This is a genomic window from Vulcanisaeta moutnovskia 768-28, assembly GCF_000190315.1.
In the GTDB taxonomy this organism is placed as follows: Archaea; Thermoproteota; Thermoprotei; order Thermoproteales; family Thermocladiaceae; genus Vulcanisaeta; species Vulcanisaeta moutnovskia.
The window spans coordinates 246,039-264,024 of sequence record NC_015151.1; the positions used below are offsets into that span (position 1 = coordinate 246,039).

Below are 17,986 nucleotides of genomic sequence, written 5' to 3' on the forward strand. Positions count from 1 at the left end.
CATGTCTAAGCTCGTAAGAAGATTAATTGTGCTGTATGTTGATAGGGACAATGATGTAGGCGAGAGACTTGGCGTTCCAACACCGATTATAGGCAGGGGTAATGTACTTAAGGTAGCCACAGAATACATACTTAGGTATCCAGATGATTCCGATGCTAACGCCATGTTTGGCGCGGTACAATTATATGATACATTAATATCAACATTTGGCGCAGAGAATGTAGAAATTGCGGTGGTTACGGGAACGAGTTCAGAGGATGTCACTGCCGACATGAAGATACTTAATGAAGTTGATAAGGTGCTTCAAGTTTTTGATGCTGATGGCTTTATCGTGGTATCTGATGGACCATCTGACGAGGTTGTTGTTCCACTTATTCAATCGAGAAGACCCGTTGTCTCTGTTAGAAGAATTGTTGTTAAACAAACCAGGGGTTTTGAGGAATTCGCTGTGCTTGCCAAGTACTACATTGGTAAATTATTCAGTGAACCTAAGTATAGAAGATATGCACTCGGCGTACCCGGAGCCTTATTACTGATTTATGGTACGTTCTATAGTATATGGCCGTACATACCCATTATCATTAGAACCATGATAATAGCTAGTATAACAATATTACTCGGCGCGGTATTTATGCTCTACGGTTTTAATCTTCATAATAGCTTACTCCGATTTATCAGAATGTATGAAACAACGTTTTTCATATCAGCACTTTCAGTCTTCTTTGCAATAGTATACTTGCTATCTACCTATTATATACTACATCAAGCCATACCAATTTGGGGTGAATTGAATATATTTGATTTAATGGGGCTTGTAATTGGTGCAATACTTACAGTTAATGTAATCGAGGTTTACATTAAGTATAAAGTAAAGCCATTTGGTAGGGTAGCTGCTGATGTGCTTTTAACGATGTTCCTATTATTTGTAGCTGGTGATTTAGCTGGTTATATGCTTGGTAAGGTGGGTACGTACGTACTACTTTTCAATTTAACAATATATACTGTGGTAGGATTAATAACATTGATAGTATTAAGTATATTAAGAAACAAGTATGGTAAGGTTAAGAGTAGAGGTAAGCCGGGACCTAAAGGCTCTGGCTTACGGTGAATTAGAATCACTGTGTGAATTATCCGATGGGTCCCTGGATCTTATTGATGATACCAAGGATTTAATAATAAATTATAAGGGTAGCCTTGAATCCCTAAAAAGAAGATTCTGTAGAGCGGCATTGATTAGGCGTGCATGGGTCATTGATGATACTAACGAAACACTCTTTGCAGAACTTGACAGATCGAGGTATAGGACCCTAAAGCGAGGCAGAAAGGATAATATCGTTAGTATTGACTTACGTATAGCCAGATTACTCGTTAACTTAGCAAGAACTAATGAGAATGAAGTTTTCCTTGACCCATTCGTAGGCTCTGGAATAATCGCGCAGGAGGCTATGCTAGTTGGCGCTCACGTAATTGGGATTGATACAAATCCGAGATACTTAAGTATGGTAGGTAGTGGTGTGTATACCGATTCGATAAACTCAGACTCTCTCCTGAGCCCTATTAAGGATAATTCAATTCATTCAATAGCCACAGACCCTCCATACAATAGACTATCAATAAGTAATATAGATTTGGACTCATTTTATAGAAAATTCGCCGAAGAATCCTTCAGAATATTAAGAAGAGGTGGTTACATAGCCTTCTCGCATCCTACCTATGTTGATTCCCTTGATTGGTTCTTAAACTTAGGCTTTGAGTTAGTAATTAGTGGTTTGCAGTACGTCCATGGTGGCTTAACACGATTGATATATGTTTTTAGAAAACCTTAGTTAATACCGAGAGAATTCCTTATGACCCTAGCAGCCATTACTGGGTCTGCTGCCTGTGTTATTGCCCTTCCAACAACCACAATATCGATATTAGTACCCCTTATTTTAGGTGCTATTTTTTCATCAATACCACCTGCTATGGCCACAGCTAGGTCAAAATTATTCTTAATATTTATGGCCTCATTTATTAAATCCTCAATGGTTAAACCCCTACTCCTCTGAACATCAATGCCTAGATGAAGACCAACATAGTCAGGTCTCAACCCAATACTAAGCAACTCCTTAACCCTAGTAATGGGGTCCTTAACACTTATCATGTCAACTAACGACTTGCCATTAAGTCTCCTAGCCTCGTTTATAAACTCACTTATTGTTTCATTGGCTGCGGCACCCAAAACACTAACTATATTAGCACCGGAATTAATTGCCAGTCTTGCTTCAAGCGCACCAACATCCATTGTTTTTAAATCAGCCATTATCTCTGCATTAGGGCAGGCAATTCTTAGTGCGCTAACTATGAATATCCCTGCTGACTTTATTAATGGAGTGCCCGCCTCAACTATGTCCACAACCCTTGCAGTGCATAGTTTACGTGCCAAGTCAACAGCCAAACTAGGCTCTGTAAGGTCGAGCGCTACTTGTAATTTCAATTAAACTCACCAACTCCTGAAAATTATCTTAATAGGAATCCCAGTCTTTAATTCAACTAGTATTGGCACTTCAGCCTTATCACCGAGCTTATTCACTATAACCTCGAGTATATCCTTAACCCTGGTTAATGCAGTTAATCTATCCGCCATTGCCTTCCTACTCTCGTTAAGGGTCTCATACTCATCAATTGGCCTTGGGTCAAAGATTATCTTTAGTCCCGTAAGTTCAACTGCTGTGGACAGTGGTAATTGTTGGCCCTTACCAACTATCTCCTCTATCATCTGCAGTAGCGCCATGTACTTATCGGCCTTAACCTTAAGGTCGCCCATCATATCCTCAATATCCTTAATTCTCTTCTCAAGATCATTTATTTGATTATTTACATAACTAAGCAGCTCCTTAACCCCCTTGAAGGTCATTAATTCGAGATCAGGCGCAGTTGACATACCCATTGATTAGTATCGAAGTACTTTAAAAAAATATCGCTTATGAAAAATTGAGAGAACAACCTAAATCAACCACCAGGGTCTTGACCAAAGAAATTCTTCAACAATAGCTCTCTCATTCAAACTGAAAATCTCTAAATCACTAGGTGTCTTTAACTTCATATATTCAGCATTATTTAGGGAACTTCTTAGATGCCTTAACGATACGGTAGATACTAAATACCTTATTGCATTAACGGCATCAAAAAATCTCCTACTCCTAACCACAAACCATCGTGAACCCCTTATGAATGGGCCAATAATATTTTGTTCATTAATATACTTCTTAATGAACCTCTCGGCAGCATCTGAATTCACGGGAGGTCCTTCATGTAGTTCATATTGAGGAAGTTCTAATTCGTTGAAGGATATCATTAAGAGGATTATTGATTTATCGTCACTCCATGCCATTGATCGGATAACCTTAAAATCGAGCTTCTTGAGATTCTTAGTTAATGAAGCCATTAATTTCTTAATTTCACCCCACACAATGTCTGGTGATGTATTTGTTGGATATGGTATTTTTATTACGACCGTTGGAAGCACGAATGTGGGTTTCACTACCTTACGTGTTCTCATAAAGAACTCTACTCGTGGATTCCTAAGGAATTCTCGCGATGCAGCTATGGCCATAGCTAAAGTATCCCTGCTTATTGATGCCGCTGCATTACGATTAGGATCTACGGGGTCTATTATTATAACAGGTGACTTGAATTTCTTTACCGCATCCTTCTCATTGTAAGTACTTGTCATGTCTATAAATACGTGCCTTACTGACCAATTACTGATAGCCCTTATTGTATCAAGAAATGAACCATAGTGTATCACTAGAAGTTCACTCACATAACCGCTAAAACCCTGTACCCTAATCTCAGCGCCATAAACACCCACCGATTTAAAGAAAGCCTTTAACAACCTAACATCAGTATTTCTCTGACCAAGTTTTTTATTCACAAAATCAGTGTGCAATGGGGTTCTATCGGCTGCAGTTAATGGCCGTTCACCAGGATTGATACGAATACATGGCACTACGTCTATTTCGAAGTCATTAATTAGTAATTGAATGTAAGGATGCTGAGCATACTTAATACTCCAATTAATATTATTTTCAATCGCTATATTCATTAAATCATTAATTATGCTACCATCCCTAATTTTGTTAAGATAATCCTTAGGCAATACGATGAAAATATCAATATCCCTATCACCAGGTAACCAGGTATCCTTAGCTACCGAGCCCTGTATCGTTACAGCAAAATCCCTATAATTACGTTTTAGTAACCCATCTGTAATTAACTTAACTACTTCATTAGCCATGTTAATTACCTTGGTTTTTTCCTCAAGGTCTGGCGTGACTATCTTCACAGCCTCTGAAATTACATCCTCAATATTCACAACTAGGTTAAGTATGGAATAGTTATAAATTCACCCTCATTATTTTTACTGACTAACGATACTATTGAGCCTATCCTTAATTCTAAATAACAGATCCCTAACCCTATTAAGGAAATCCTTATCTGCAATAAGGCCCTGTAGTTCATCAATCATCTCATTCACGCTCATGTCAATGGGATTTAAACCAAGCCCGGCTAAATAGGCAAGTACCTCAAGGGCTGTATCTTCACTTAATCCTTCCTCCTTAACGATATCCATAAGTATCTTACCAACAACATATAACTTAAGAGTATTAACGTCAGTACTGAGCAGATGAGCAAGGCTTTCATAATTGCCTTTACGGAATTCCTCAATAAACGAGTTAAAGTCGCCATATTTATCCTTAATTACATTATCGAAATACCTACTCACAGACTTAACATATTTTGAGTAGATTCTAACGGCATCATCGATCTCACTAACACCATCTATGGCGCCCCTGTAAGACATCACTGCGCCTTCTGTAGTTAATTCATCAACTAAGCCCTCGTTTATTAACTCAAGGAATTTATCGCCGGCCTCCTCATACGTCTTCCAATCACCCTCCTCAATGGCCCTACATAGTAAGTAAAAAGCTGCACACAAATCACCCTTTAACTTAACTGCATTCAAATACTCCTCGCTTAAACCCTTAATATTACTTAAAGCGCTTCTGCAGGTATCGTAGTACTGCATTGCCCTGGTTATATCACCATGCGTGAAGTAATAGTTAGCCAAAACCTCTGAGGAGTCCATCATACTCAAGACTTCATTAGCCTTAGCCTCATCTATGCCGACGGCCTCCCTGAAATTAACCACGGATGATACGTATAATTTAGATGCATCCTCGATCATACTTTTCTCAGCGTCATGCTTACCCTCTTCGTGAAGCTTTGAAGCCTTAATCCTAAGGTCCTCAGCCCTCGCTATCTTCGACATAGCCTCCATAAAACGTGCCTTACCAACATTACCAATACCCTCATAAATCGCTGCAGCGGCACTAAACCTAGTAATGGCATTATCATAAACAGCCACTGAATAAAGTGCTATCCCAAGTACCTCATTTATCCTAGCGCCCAACTCACCTTTTATGTTTATACCTATATTTTCATCAACCGCAATAATGCCAGGTCCCAAATCCATATTCATTAGTAATTGTACTAGGGCAGGGACATCATCTAGATCTATGAACTTAAGAACCTTAGCAACACCATCCTTAATACTTGCTTCATCTAAATCCCTAATGAATGAGTAATTATTCACGGTTAATTTACATTCATTATTGCAAGATGCCAAGTCTCGAAATGCACTATTGCTAACTAAGTTCTTAGGCGCAAAACCCTTTAATAACTGTATGAGTACTGATGCCACAGAGTTTGTTATGCATTCATGATCCCAATGGCAAGCATCAAGTACATTACTCACACTAATGTGATAAGGCTGCACTATTAATTTATTAATCCCCAACGCTTGGGTCGGGGGATAACGTGATTACATTAGCATTGGAAAACCTTGAATGAGATTAAGCACTAGTTTATGACATAATAAAATTAAAATATCCAGAAAGTGAAATACTGTATATGAAGAGTTACGATGTGATAATATTAGCCGGCGGATTAGCAACCAGGCTAAGACCCCTTAGTTATTCACGCCCTAAACCACTTCTACCAATACTCGATAAGGAAATAATAGATTGGATTATGGAATCCATAACAAAACTACCACTAAATAGGATTTTTATATCAATAAGGTACATGGGCGATTTAATTAGGGAACACATGGAGGGAGCATGGAGCAATTTTAAGGATAAACTAATATTCGTAACGGAGAATAAGCCCCTGGGTGATGCTGGACCGATCTCATTAATTAATGAAAAATATGAATTATCGGACACCTTCCTGGTGGTTTATGGAGATATACTTAGCGATGTAAATGCAGAATCGCTTATTAACTTCCATGAAAAGATGAATGGTGTAGCTACAATAACCCTTACCAGAGTAGATGATGTATCTAGATACGGCGTCGCTCAACTAGATGAGACTGGTAGGATAATAAATTTCATAGAGAAGCCCAAGCAATATGTTGGTTCAAATTTAATAAATGCTGGATTTTATGTTTTTACGAAGGAAGTCGTTAAATTAATACCGAAAAATCCGGAGAATCAAATCAAGCTTGCTGTTGATATTATACCCAGGTTATTGAGGATGGGTGAGGTTTATGGATATATCCATAATGGTCTTTGGTTCGATATAGGCACACCCGAAGACTACATGAAGGCTAACTTCAGCGTTTTAACCAGTAGGTGTAGGGATGGTAATAGTAATTGTATAAATGCTGACTTACCATCAACAGTTACCATGCAACCTCCTGTTTATTTAGGTCCAAACGTTACTATTGGTAATAATACTGAGATTGGACCGAATGTTATAATTCATAAAAATTCGAAGATTGGTAATACGGTTAAGATAGTAAATTCATTAATTTTTGATGGATCATTATTATGCGATGGCGTTTATGTTTCGGGAAGCATTGTTGGGAGCAATACGTATATTGGTAAGTGGGCTAGAATTGAGGATGGATCTGTGATTGGTGATGGCGTTTATATAAAGGATTCCGTATTTGTTGCTAAAAACACGAAGATAGGGCCGTATAGGGAGATAATGGAGCCAATATATAGGGAGGGCGAGGTCATACTTTAAATTAAAATTTAAATACCCATACTGGCATTAACCCTGAATGTCGCAGGAAGTTAAGCAGATAGTTAGAATTGGTGACACTGACCTGGATGGATTTAAACCAGTAGCCTATGCCTTAACCAAAATTAGAGGTATTGGAATACCAACGGCATATGCAATATGCAGGTATTTAGGAATAAACCCATTAATTAGATTGGGACAACTTGATGATGAGACTGTTAGGAAGCTTGATTGGGCCGTGAGGAACCTATACCAATTTGCACCTGGTTGGTTTGTAAATAGACCTAAGGACCCAGAAACTGGGCGAAACGTACATTTACTAGGCGCTGATCTAGTGCTGGCAGCTAAGAAGGATATTGATTTAATGAAGAAGCTAAGGAGCTGGAAGGGCATTAGGCATAATCTAGGGCTTAAGGTTAGGGGCCAAAGGACAAGGACAACAGGTAGATTGGGCTTAACGGTAGGTGTGGCGAAAGGAAAGACAGCAGCTGGAGGAGCGGGTGGCGGTGGTAAATAATTTTTATACCAAATGAATTATTATCTAAATTATATAAATATAGATAGTAAGTTGCTCCACGATACTATTCAACCATGAAATATTCTTGTCTATTCAATTCTATTTTATATAATGATATTCGTAATAAATCATCATTATATCTTTGTATACGATACTTCTACTGGGTGTATTTTACACTTGAAGAGAAAGAAATTTAAAAGGTTAATAGTGGTATAACATGATCGATAATGAGTATCGCGAAACCATTAGTTAAGCTTGAATTTAGGGAGTTGAAGGGCAATGATAGTAAGTTAGTAATTGACTTATACAATTCATTAAGTAACGAAAGTATTTATTACAGGTTCAGGGGTTTCTTTAAGGATTTCGAGAGGTACATCGGGTCCGTATTCTCTGACCCGCGTAATATCATTTATGGGGCTTTTATAGGTAATGAACTTGTTGGAGTTTTGGAAGCCGTTTATTTAAGTGATGGTTGTTATGAGATGGCTATTGTAATTAAAGATAACCATCAAGGCAAGGGCATCGGTACAAAACTTGTGGCATATGCCATAAATGACCTAAAGAAAAGAGGTGCTAAGACCTTAATAGCACATACCACACCTGATAATTACAGGATATTAGCCATATCTAGGAAATTCCATGGAATTATAAAGTGCATGTATGAGGAATGCACCACAATATTTAACCTCCAAACCATAAATGTTGACCAGTTCTTAAATTAAGCGCAGCACTAGTAAGCACTTGTGGAGAAAATAGTAATTCTACTTACCGAAACAGCGCTTGAGACGGTACCCAAGGAATTACTAAATGACCCAGTAATAATTAAAGACGCAAGGAGGAGACACAAAGACGCTAGATACCTGATTCTCGATAGGGCTAGACATCATAGAGCAATGATCGATTTACCTAATGCTGAGAAACGAGGAAGACCCGATATACTTCACCAAGCGCTCCTTCTGATACAGGGTAGTCTACTTGCACGTAATAACCTAGTTAAGACGTATGTTCACACAATAAATAATTTAGTAATTGACGTTGATCCGGAGATACGTCCACCACGCAACTATGAGAATTTCACGGGCTTAATGAGCCAATTATTCAAGGAGGGTAAGGTACCGCCCTATGGAAAACCATTATTAAAATTCGTGAATGGAATTGACTATATACTGAATACGGAATTAACAGACCATAAAATACTACTTGATGATGTAAAGGGGAAGGAGATTTCATGGAAATCATTTATTAACTACATTAAGGAGTTCAGGAGACCTTTGATAATGATTGGCGCGTTTCCAAGGGGTTCATTTGATGAACGCACGTATCAACTTGCTGATGATGTTTTTAGGATTGGTAAGTATGTCATGGATACGTCCTCGATTTTATGCAGGTTACTAACTATTCTTGAGATCGAGTTAGGTCTTCTTTCTTGAGTAACTAAATATTTATTAATTCTGTTTATTCTATTTAGGATTAAGTGCCTAGTTTATGTGTGGTATTATTGGTATAACATCGTTACCAAATAACCTTAGGGAGCCCATTGGTAAAGTCGTTAGAAAGTGCCTTGAAAGGCTTGAGTACAGGGGTTATGACTCCGTTGGCATTGCAGTCATTAAGGGCAATTACATAGAGGTTAGGAAGGGTAAGGGTAAGATCATCGAGGTTAGTACTAGGCTAAATTTTGATGAGGTTGATGGCACGACGGCTATTGGACATACTAGATGGGCAACCCATGGTAAGCCAAGCGATGAGAATGCGCATCCACATACAGACTGTACAGGTAGTGTTGCTATTATTCATAACGGTATAATATCAAACTTCCTAGAACTTAAGGAGGAACTCATTAAGAAAGGCCACGTCTTTAAGAGCGAGACCGATACTGAAGTAGTCGCTCATTTAATAGAGGAGTATCTGAAGCTTGGTTATAGACCATTTGATGCATTTAAGGCAGCATTATCAAGGCTTAAGGGCGCATATGCATTTGTCGTTACCATATCACAGGAACCCAACAGGCTTTACTTTGCCAGAAATACCTCACCTCTAGTTATTGGTATTGGTAATGGCACTAACTTTGTCGCCAGTGACATACCTGCATTTCTTGAGTTCACAAACACGGTAATTGTACTTAGAGACGGTGAGTATGGATATATTGAGCCCAACAAAGTCTATATTGAGAAGGATGGCGTACCTGTTAATATTGAGGAGAGGATTAGGCTAATTAGTTGGACACCGGAAATGGCAAGCAAGGAGGGTTACCCGCACTTCATGCTTAAGGAAATCCATGAGCAACCCTTTGCCATAGGCTCAACATTGGCAGGTATTAATGAAAAGGAGTTTGATAACGTGGTTAATCTCCTCCTAAATTCAAGGAAAATACTAATAGTTGGCGCTGGTACATCATACCACGCAGGCCTCGTTGGTGATTACCTACTTACGACAGTACTAGGCCTTGATACGCATGCCGTAATATCATCTGAGTACAAGAGGTATGTTAATGCCGTTAATGATAATGATACTGTAATAGCCATAAGCCAATCAGGTGAGACAATAGATACCTTAGTAGCTGTGAGAGCATTGAAGGAGAGAGGCGCTAAGGTTATTGCCATATCTAATGTTATTGATAGTGCAATACCCAGAGAGTCAAATTACGTACTTTATACAAGGGCAGGGCCCGAAATCGGTGTTGCGGCAACAAAGACCTTTACCACACAATTGGTTATAATGACAATACTTACCTTAAGGGCTGGCATTATCATGGGCAAATTAGACGCTAATGAGTATAGGAGTATCATGGACTCACTTAATAAGTTACCTGGGCTTCTCCAAAATATTATAACTAGAACTGAAGGTAGGGTTAAGGCATTAAGTGAGTATATGAGTAGGAGACAGAACGCGTATTACTTAGGTAGGGGAATTGGTGTTCCGTTGAGTATGGAGGGTGCTTTGAAACTGAAAGAAATAGCTTACATACATGCCGAGGCGTATCCCGCTGGTGAGAGCAAGCATGGACCCATAGCATTGGTTGAGGAAGGTTATCCCGTAGTCTTTTCGATACTTGATGATGATAATGTAGATCCATTACTCGGTAATGTAATGGAAATGAAGGCAAGGGACGCATACACAATAGGATTCGTACCTGAGAAATACATTGGTAAATTTAAAGAGTTACTAAATGCAGTGCTTGAATTGCCAAATGTTGATTATAGGATAGCTCCAATAATATATATCGTACCAATGCAACTCCTTGCTTATTATACTGCTGTTGCCCGTGGTTATGACCCAGACAAACCAAGGAATTTGGCAAAGACAGTGACTGTGGAGTGATGACCATGGCCTACTCAAGAGAAATTATTGGCGTAATACTTGGTGGTGGTAGAGGCACTAATATGGAACCATTAACGCCTTACCTCGATAAACCACTCATTAAATTACTAGGAAAGCCACTTATTTATTATCCAACAGATAACCTAGTTCGGTTGGGTTTAAAGAGTATATATGTTATTTCTAGAAATCCTGCAAAGATAGGTAATGAACTTGGTCGCTATTTTAATAATATTTCAATAGAGAATGTGGGACAAAAGGGTGATGATATTGATAGTGCATTAAGAATGATAAATGAAATTGTTGGCAAGGGCACAACAATAGTATCGTTTAGTGACGTAATACTACCCCGAGAAGCCTATGAACTTGCATTGAACAGTCATGTGAATTCAGGGAAGCCAATAACTATATTAATGACCCCATTATCAGACCTGCAAGGCTACTTTGAGGTTGAGATAAATGATACTGTCTCAATAAATAAGATCGTAGAGCATAAATCAGGCTATGCATGGACTGGGATACTCATAACTGAAAAGGAATTTCTAATTTCACTACAAGAATTTAACGGAAATATTAACGAAGCCCTAAAGCAGTTCAAAGGCAATATCAATACAGCTTTATGGAGTGGATGGTTTGTTGATGTTAGTTATCCCTGGGACTTACTGAGCGCAATAAAATACTTAATGATTGACTTAAAGGAGACCAGGATTAGTAAGGATGCCGATATTTCACCAAGAGCAGTTGTAGAGGGCTCTGTGATAATAGACGAGGGCGCTAGGATAGACCATGGCGCAATAATAAGAGGACCTGCATATATTGGTAAAAATACTTATGTTGGCAATAATGCGATAATTAGGAACAATACATCACTGGAGGAGGAATCCGTAATTGGCGCTGATGCTGAAATAACGGAATCATTAATTGGATATAGGGCTACAGTGGGTAGGGGATCATTCATAGGTAGTTCGATAATTGGTGATGAAAGTACCGTAGAGCCAGGTGTTGTGACATTAAACGTATTACCAAGTGGCGTTGAGGTATCGCATTTATCACCAGTTATTGTTAAGGGAAAACAGATCGCTAAACTAGGTGCTATAGTAGGGCCTAAGGCTAGAATAGGGGCTAACACCGTAATTTATCCAGGTTCGATAATAGAGCATAATAAATACGTCTCACCATTATCAATATTAAAATAATAAATCCATGACACACCTAGTAATATATACCTCTAAGCAGGATTATACATTGAACCTAGGCGTGGGTATTTACATAAAGCCCAGGTGTGAGTACATGCCATGGTTATGGAATGCCTATGAACTACTCAATATTGAACCTGAGTATTGCAGTGATGATGAACTAATGATTAAGTACTTAAGTACGTATAGAAAATTACGTGAAGAAAGGAACGTTAAGTTAATAATGAATTTAAGGAATGAAATGATGAGAATTAGGGCTGAATTAAGGAAAAGCTGTAAGGATGAATTAATATGCCTAGCAAATAGGTTGTATGAATATAATAGAGCAGTAAATGCATTATATAAATATTATATGAAGATCCATGAGTTAGATCCCGAAAGAATATCAAAACTATCCATCGCCTTTAATAAATATAATATGCCCACAATGGGTCTCAGGGTGTTTAATGAACTATTATACTCATCAAATGAAGAACTAAAGTATCTAACGTTCTTATCATTATTAAACCCAGTAAGGTGGCCGCTACATATTACCATGAATACAAACATAGTACCGTACCTAAACTGGATCCTTATTTACCTAGATGATCATTATATTATCCTTATGGCAAGTCTAAATCGTGCATATGTTATTAGTGATTTAAATGTTAATATAAATGGCGGTAAAGTCACGCTTGATAATGATTATGAAACCCGGTCAATAATGACCACGCATATAATCACTAGAATTGAGTCTGTAGATGGTCATGGCGTATTATTCATAGGTAATTGGAGTGATCAGGCTATTAATCTCAACCTTGATTTTAAACCTAGGGAGGGTTCTATTAAAGGTACATCGCTTGATGCAAATATTTCCCAATTAATACCTATAATAATACCACCGCATGACTATTTATCGATTAAATACACCATTTAAATTTTAATGGGATTAAGCTACCCTGGGCGCTAAATAGAATTGTACTGAACCTATTGCAAAATCTATTGTTAATTTCAACGGTTTATTATTATCAAACTCTATTGTCACAGTCTCACTTATTTGCTTCATAGGTTTAATAAAATCGAGGAGTAATTCTACGGAGTACATAGCATCATGTGAACCCTGCACTGAATATTCATAAAATACTTCATCACTACTCGTATATGTTGTTTCAATTGCCTTACCACCCTCGCTCTCGGCCATTATGGAAAAGGTATCTTCCTTAGCTATAAATCTCACGGAGTCAGAAAACTCATTAGCTGAACTTAATACATCAATAAACACATCCATATCCATCCTAATCCTAACAGGGTACTCAAGCTTAGGTTCAGGAACCTCCTCCTCGGCTATATTAATTATTGGAAGACCAAACCTCCTGTAAAAACCACCCTCCCTACCTTTTTTCGTGTATATTGTTACGAAGAACCTATTCCTACTGGTGTCAACACCAAGCTCAACCTTTTCTCTCGCCTTAACTCTCTTTAATATCTTTTTAATCAGGTCAAAGCTTATTCCTATCTTTAGTTCCTTAGTCACTGTGTATTCCTCAAGGCCTGAACCAGGTATGTTTAAAATCACCAGGGAAACCTTGCTCGGGTCTATGGACTTCATCTTAATACCCTCAGAATCAATAATAAGATTCGACTCCTGGAGTAAATTAGCAAGGGCTGTAAATATGTATCTAAACTCCTTACCCTTCGGGAACATTATTCTATAATATTCCTCAGTCTCAACAACACCACCTGCACCGCCCTCTTCGCCCTCACTAACCTCCTCACCCGTACCCTCTGCCTCAACCCCTTCAGTCTCCTCTTCCTCACCTTCTTCACGCTCCTCCCTCTCCGGCTCTTCACTCTCAGCCATAATTAACTGGGATTATGCAATTTTCTTTAAAAGGCTTTCATCGCTTTAATATCAAAGTAATCCTAACAAGGAATTATGGGAAAGAGATAATTGCCTCTTCTCTAAAATTATGCCTAAGCCTAATGCCTTACTTAATGATTGGTATTGATGACACTGATTGGGAAGGTGGTGGATGTACGACATATGTTATGTATTCATTTATAAAATACCTAGTTAGAGAGAACCTTACTAGGAGTGTTATTGGATTACCACGCCTAACCAGGTTAAATCCCTACGTACCATTTAAAACAAGAGGTAATGCATCTTTGTCAGTAATTATTTACGTTGAATCTGAGGATGATGCTAAGGATCATGTTGAGCTCATGGAATCATTAATCAACCAAATGGTTAAGAGAGTTGGTAAGACAAGCCCTGGTATTGCATACCTAGTAATAAGAAATATGCTTAAGGTTGATGAGAGATTAACGTGGTTTTATAGGAAGAGTGTTAGGGATATTGTTACGTTAGACCTCGCACGTAAAGTCGCTAGCAAAGTAAATGCAAAACTTATGGGTGGTAGAGGAACTATTGGCGCATTGGCATCGTTAGGTTTCATACCAATTGATGCCACGTACGAATTCATAGCATATAGACCTGAGGATGAGGATAGGCCCATGATTAATCCCATTGACGTGAAGCACTGGGACCATACAACAAGACCATTCACTTTCTTAAATATAAATGAAGATCAAGTACTCATTGAACCTCATGGACCTGACCCAGTATTATTTGGTGTTAGGGGTGATTCACCGTATCATGTGCTTGCCATGGGTAATTACCTAGCCAATAAGTATAATGCTATTGGGTGGATCATCTACGTGACAAACCAGGGAACTAACGACCATAGGTCACGAGCAAGCGAATACATCCCTTATAGGAATGTTGATCTTATAGGTATTTTAATGAATGCGGTATTTGATGATAAAGGCCATGTGCACCTTACCTTAGATGATGCTCATAAGGCAATAGCGTATAGACATCTCGGTGTTTCTAAGGAGTTGGCGAATTGCGTGGGATGCATGGTAGAGGCGTGGGGTGGAGTTAAGCCGAATGAGAAACTTGATCTGTATATCGAGGGTATGAGAGTACTCCATGATAGGTATGTCGAGGTGAGAAATCCGAGGTGCCCTAGGTGTGGTGGCCCTATGGAGTCTATGGGAAGATCAGGATTACTACGATGTAAGCGATGTGGATTTGAGGGTAAATTACCGAGAATAATTATACCACGAAATAATTGGTTTCTAATAAATCCGAAAGCAAGTGAGTATAGGCATTTAATGAAGCCTAACGAGAGGGTTGGTCTTGAGGGTCTTGCACTCTATATGCCTAAACCATATTTGTGGGTTTATTGATTACTATAGAGAAAGGTTTTTAATATATCTAATTACGGCACTCAAGAAGCATATGAATGTTGAAAGTATTATAGAGTCTAGGGTTATGAATTCTCTTAGAATTGATTTAAAAGTGAGTAATAACTATGAGGTTAAATTACGACGGCTAAGTAAATTAATTAGGCTCCGGAAATTAATGAACCTTGGATTTTAGGGCCGTTAATAAGTAATCAAGAAAGATTGGTAGTTCATTCTCATGAACCCACAATAATACTGGTAGATCAAGACCCTCATTATACCTATGCCTAATACCGATGGGATACTCAACGATTCTCATTGCGGGAATGTCATTTTCTGAATCACCCATATACATTATTGACCCCTTTATACCCATAAGCTCCCTGAGCCTCATTACAGCATAACCCTTATCGATTTGTATCCCTGGATATATATCTATGAATGGATGACCCCTATACTTAATGACTTTAAATCCTGATTCACTCGCCGACTTAATAATTTGATTAAGAACCTTCATGTTTATTGAACCCTTGGTTCTCCAATCAATTCCCAATCCACCAATCAAATTACCAACACGCTTCACTTCTAAATAAATGCCTTTTAACTCGTTGATACTATTTATGGCATTAATCAGAGATTCAAATTTATCTTGCCATTTAGGTAAATCCTCATGTATATGATGAGACCCTCCAATTCTTATCTCAAGACCATTTGTGCAGGACCACGCTCTGGCAAAGTCGGTTCTTGGAATTAAGAAGTCGCAATCCTTGGTACTTATTACGGCTATTGGTATGTATTTACTTATTTCATTCAGTTTTTCATAAATAGCCACAGGGGGTTTACTCAATTGCCTTGCCACGTCTATTGGCGCTATTGTACCATCATAGTCAGTAAATAACGCAGAAACGTTCCTAAATAAATCGATTTTACTGTTATTGAGCATTACCGAGTTCGTGTAAAATAATAATCTATTTAAGATTTATTTTCTCCACCTAGATCTAAGGTGCTGAATGTACCTTAGTAAGTATGAGGAAGCCATGCTTCATGGTGATTATGGAGATGCCATTGCAAGGGCAATGCAGGTCGTAGTTAAGGTCGGCGATGTATTAAAGGCTGATAGGCTCATTGAGATAGAGACAGCGCATATTGCAGGTGTCTCCTACTTAACAATAGGTGATCCAGGTCTCGAGTACCTAGAGGATTTGGCAAAATCCAGTGCTAGATTTCACGTATTTACAACGGTAAATCCTGTGGGCATTGATGTACTTAATGATTGGGGAATAGATAAGGAGTTCATTGACAAGCAATGGAGAATAATAAATGCATTAAAAAGTATGGGCGCTAGTCTATGGCTTACATGTACCCCGTACGAGTACCTACGGATTAGACCAAGGACTTACCATGCATGGGCTGAATCAAATGCAATTGCCTATATAAATGCCGTTCACGATGCTTGGACCGAAAAATTACCGGGACCTTTCGTTGTTTTGTCGGCATTAGTTGGTAGGGTTCCAAGGTATGGGCTATACACACTGAGTGGTAGGGTACCAACGCATGTAGTTAGGGTTAAGGGAGGGCAGGCAATTAATAATCCATTAATCGCGGGGCTCCTAGGTAGGAAAATTGCTGAGGAGGTCGGTGATGGAAAGCCATATCTGGTGGCTAAGTTTGGTGGCAATGCTGTAATTAAGCAATTACTGGCTAGCTATGCAACGTACTCACCCCATGCATTCATGGTAATCGATGGAGTAACACCAAATCATAAGGAGTACTTAGCAATGATGGATAAGCCTGAGGAAATTAATCTAGACATTAACGATATAATTAAGGATTCCGGAGTAGAAAAACAAAATTTTGATGCCATATTTCTCGGGTGTCCCCATTATGGTATTGACGAGGTAATGTCAGTCATTAATTACGTAAGAAGCAAGGGATCCAGAAGGGCTAAAAAGCCCGTTTACATAACCACAACGCCCTTCGTAATAAACTCACTAAGTCAAGACGAACTTAATCTACTTGAGAATTCCAACATACACTTGGTATTAACCACATGTCCTGTTGTGTCACCTTTCCTCAAAAGCGTTGGGGTTAATACCGTAGCCACGGAGTCAGTTAAGCAAATGTATTACTTACCTAAGATGATTGGCATTAATTATATAAGCTGCAATGGCATTAAGTGCCTAGACCTTGCATTTGATGAGTAAGGGGTGATACTCATTAAGTACGTATCCTTTGATATCGATGGAGTCCTGGTTAATTCGGAGAGCAGGTTAAGGCTTTGCCTTAGGCCTAATAACGAAGTTGATTGGGATTGCTTTCTTGATTGCAAAAAGCTGTTCATGGATAAACCTAAACCAAGGATTATAGATATTCTTAAACAGCTAAGGAATAGGGACTTCGGCATAATAATCGTTACAGGTAGGAGAGAATCAATGAGGGAATGCACAATAAATCAATTAAGGAGTTTTGGTGTGAATGAATTTGAGGAATTATTTATGAGACCTGATAATAATACTGACCCGGACCCTATTTATAAGTCATGGACAATTAAGAGCTTATTGAGAAGGTATGAAATATTGGTTCATTTTGATGATAATGCTGATACTGTATCAACTTTGGTAAGTAATGGTATTGACGCTGTGGTAATATCATAGTG

Annotated in this window: 18 protein-coding genes; 12 read left to right on the plus strand and 6 right to left on the minus strand. The window is 38.5% G+C overall.

Annotation, left to right across the window (positions count from 1 at the left end; genetic code table 11):
- Window position 1 precedes the first annotated feature (1 nt).
- Entirely contained in the window at window positions 2-1,108 is a 1,107-nt protein-coding gene (locus VMUT_RS01360; protein WP_013603633.1) for a DUF373 family protein, read from the plus strand.
- Window positions 1,053-1,826: a TRM11 family SAM-dependent methyltransferase gene (locus tag VMUT_RS01365; protein ID WP_083805460.1), complete on the plus strand. Its 774-nt coding sequence runs from the start codon at window positions 1,053-1,055 to the stop codon at window positions 1,824-1,826. Before VMUT_RS01360 ends, VMUT_RS01365 begins: the two co-directional genes overlap by 56 nt.
- Here the strand turns inward: VMUT_RS01365 and VMUT_RS01370 are convergent.
- The 4 genes from VMUT_RS01370 to VMUT_RS01385 are packed head-to-tail and all read right to left on the minus strand — an operon-like array spanning window position 1,823 to window position 5,800.
- Window positions 1,823-2,476, minus strand: coding sequence for an orotidine 5'-phosphate decarboxylase / HUMPS family protein (locus tag VMUT_RS01370; RefSeq protein ID WP_048056799.1), 654 nt, complete (start codon window positions 2,474-2,476; stop codon window positions 1,823-1,825). The two genes, VMUT_RS01365 and VMUT_RS01370, sit on opposite strands and share 4 nt — an antisense overlap.
- 6 nt (window positions 2,477-2,482) lie before the next feature.
- Window positions 2,483-2,929 (minus strand): hypothetical protein, encoded by a 447-nt coding sequence (locus VMUT_RS01375; protein WP_013603636.1) that lies wholly within the window; start codon window positions 2,927-2,929, stop codon window positions 2,483-2,485.
- Window positions 2,930-2,986: 57 nt separating this feature from the next.
- Window positions 2,987-4,357 (minus strand): CCA tRNA nucleotidyltransferase, encoded by a 1,371-nt coding sequence (gene cca / locus VMUT_RS01380; RefSeq protein WP_013603637.1) that lies wholly within the window; start codon window positions 4,355-4,357, stop codon window positions 2,987-2,989.
- A gap of 45 nt (window positions 4,358-4,402) precedes the next feature.
- Window positions 4,403-5,800, minus strand: a complete 1,398-nt coding sequence (locus tag VMUT_RS01385) for a hypothetical protein (RefSeq protein WP_148224620.1) — start codon at window positions 5,798-5,800, stop codon at window positions 4,403-4,405.
- 155 nt (window positions 5,801-5,955) lie between these two features.
- Here VMUT_RS01385 and VMUT_RS01390 point away from each other — a divergent pair, with 155 nt between their 5' ends.
- The 7 genes from VMUT_RS01390 to VMUT_RS01420 all read left to right on the plus strand — a co-directional run bounded on the left by VMUT_RS01390 (window position 5,956) and on the right by VMUT_RS01420 (window position 13,018).
- Window positions 5,956-7,074, plus strand: coding sequence for a nucleotidyltransferase family protein (locus VMUT_RS01390; protein WP_013603639.1), 1,119 nt, complete (start codon window positions 5,956-5,958; stop codon window positions 7,072-7,074).
- A 37-nt stretch (window positions 7,075-7,111) separates the two neighbouring features.
- Window positions 7,112-7,588: a 30S ribosomal protein S13 gene (locus tag VMUT_RS01395; RefSeq protein WP_013603640.1), complete on the plus strand. Its 477-nt coding sequence runs from the start codon at window positions 7,112-7,114 to the stop codon at window positions 7,586-7,588.
- A gap of 227 nt (window positions 7,589-7,815) precedes the next feature.
- Window positions 7,816-8,310 carry a GNAT family N-acetyltransferase gene (locus VMUT_RS01400; protein ID WP_013603641.1) on the plus strand — a complete coding sequence of 165 codons (495 nt, stop codon included), beginning with the start codon at window positions 7,816-7,818 and terminating at the stop codon, window positions 8,308-8,310.
- A gap of 21 nt (window positions 8,311-8,331) precedes the next feature.
- The gene (locus VMUT_RS01405) at window positions 8,332-9,018 is read left to right on the plus strand and encodes a ribosome biogenesis protein (RefSeq protein WP_013603642.1); all 687 of its coding nucleotides are present in this window, start codon (window positions 8,332-8,334) and stop codon (window positions 9,016-9,018) included.
- Window positions 9,019-9,073: 55 nt separating this feature from the next.
- On the plus strand, window positions 9,074-10,909 hold the full coding sequence (glmS, locus tag VMUT_RS01410; protein WP_013603643.1) for a glutamine--fructose-6-phosphate transaminase (isomerizing): 1,836 nt from the start codon (window positions 9,074-9,076) through the stop codon (window positions 10,907-10,909).
- Window positions 10,909-12,102: a nucleotidyltransferase family protein gene (locus VMUT_RS01415; RefSeq protein ID WP_013603644.1), complete on the plus strand. Its 1,194-nt coding sequence runs from the start codon at window positions 10,909-10,911 to the stop codon at window positions 12,100-12,102. Before glmS ends, VMUT_RS01415 begins: the two co-directional genes overlap by 1 nt.
- 7 nt (window positions 12,103-12,109) lie before the next feature.
- The gene (locus tag VMUT_RS01420) at window positions 12,110-13,018 is read left to right on the plus strand and encodes a hypothetical protein (RefSeq protein ID WP_013603645.1); all 909 of its coding nucleotides are present in this window, start codon (window positions 12,110-12,112) and stop codon (window positions 13,016-13,018) included.
- 12 nt (window positions 13,019-13,030) lie between these two features.
- Here the strand turns inward: VMUT_RS01420 and VMUT_RS01425 are convergent, their stop codons facing one another.
- Window positions 13,031-13,942 carry a DNA polymerase sliding clamp gene (locus VMUT_RS01425; protein ID WP_013603646.1) on the minus strand — a complete coding sequence of 304 codons (912 nt, stop codon included), beginning with the start codon at window positions 13,940-13,942 and terminating at the stop codon, window positions 13,031-13,033.
- Window positions 13,943-14,076: 134 nt separating this feature from the next.
- Here VMUT_RS01425 and VMUT_RS01430 point away from each other — a divergent pair, with 134 nt between their 5' ends.
- Window positions 14,077-15,333 (plus strand): TiaS agmantine-binding domain-containing protein, encoded by a 1,257-nt coding sequence (locus VMUT_RS01430; protein ID WP_237699681.1) that lies wholly within the window; start codon window positions 14,077-14,079, stop codon window positions 15,331-15,333.
- Between the two features lie 172 nt (window positions 15,334-15,505).
- Here VMUT_RS01430 and VMUT_RS01435 read toward each other — a convergent pair whose 3' ends face one another.
- A complete protein-coding gene (locus tag VMUT_RS01435) occupies window positions 15,506-16,273 on the minus strand; it encodes a trehalose-phosphatase (protein ID WP_013603648.1) in 768 nt (255 codons plus the stop codon).
- A gap of 67 nt (window positions 16,274-16,340) precedes the next feature.
- On the opposite strand from VMUT_RS01435, the gene VMUT_RS01440 reads away from it, so the two are divergent.
- Together VMUT_RS01440 and VMUT_RS01445 are read left to right on the plus strand one after the other, a co-directional pair.
- The gene (locus tag VMUT_RS01440; RefSeq protein WP_013603649.1) at window positions 16,341-17,534 is read left to right on the plus strand and encodes an aconitase X catalytic domain-containing protein; all 1,194 of its coding nucleotides are present in this window, start codon (window positions 16,341-16,343) and stop codon (window positions 17,532-17,534) included.
- 3 nt (window positions 17,535-17,537) lie between these two features.
- Window positions 17,538-17,984, plus strand: a complete 447-nt coding sequence (locus VMUT_RS01445; RefSeq protein ID WP_013603650.1) for a phosphatase domain-containing protein — start codon at window positions 17,538-17,540, stop codon at window positions 17,982-17,984.
- The last annotated feature ends 2 nt before the right edge of the window (window positions 17,985-17,986 follow it).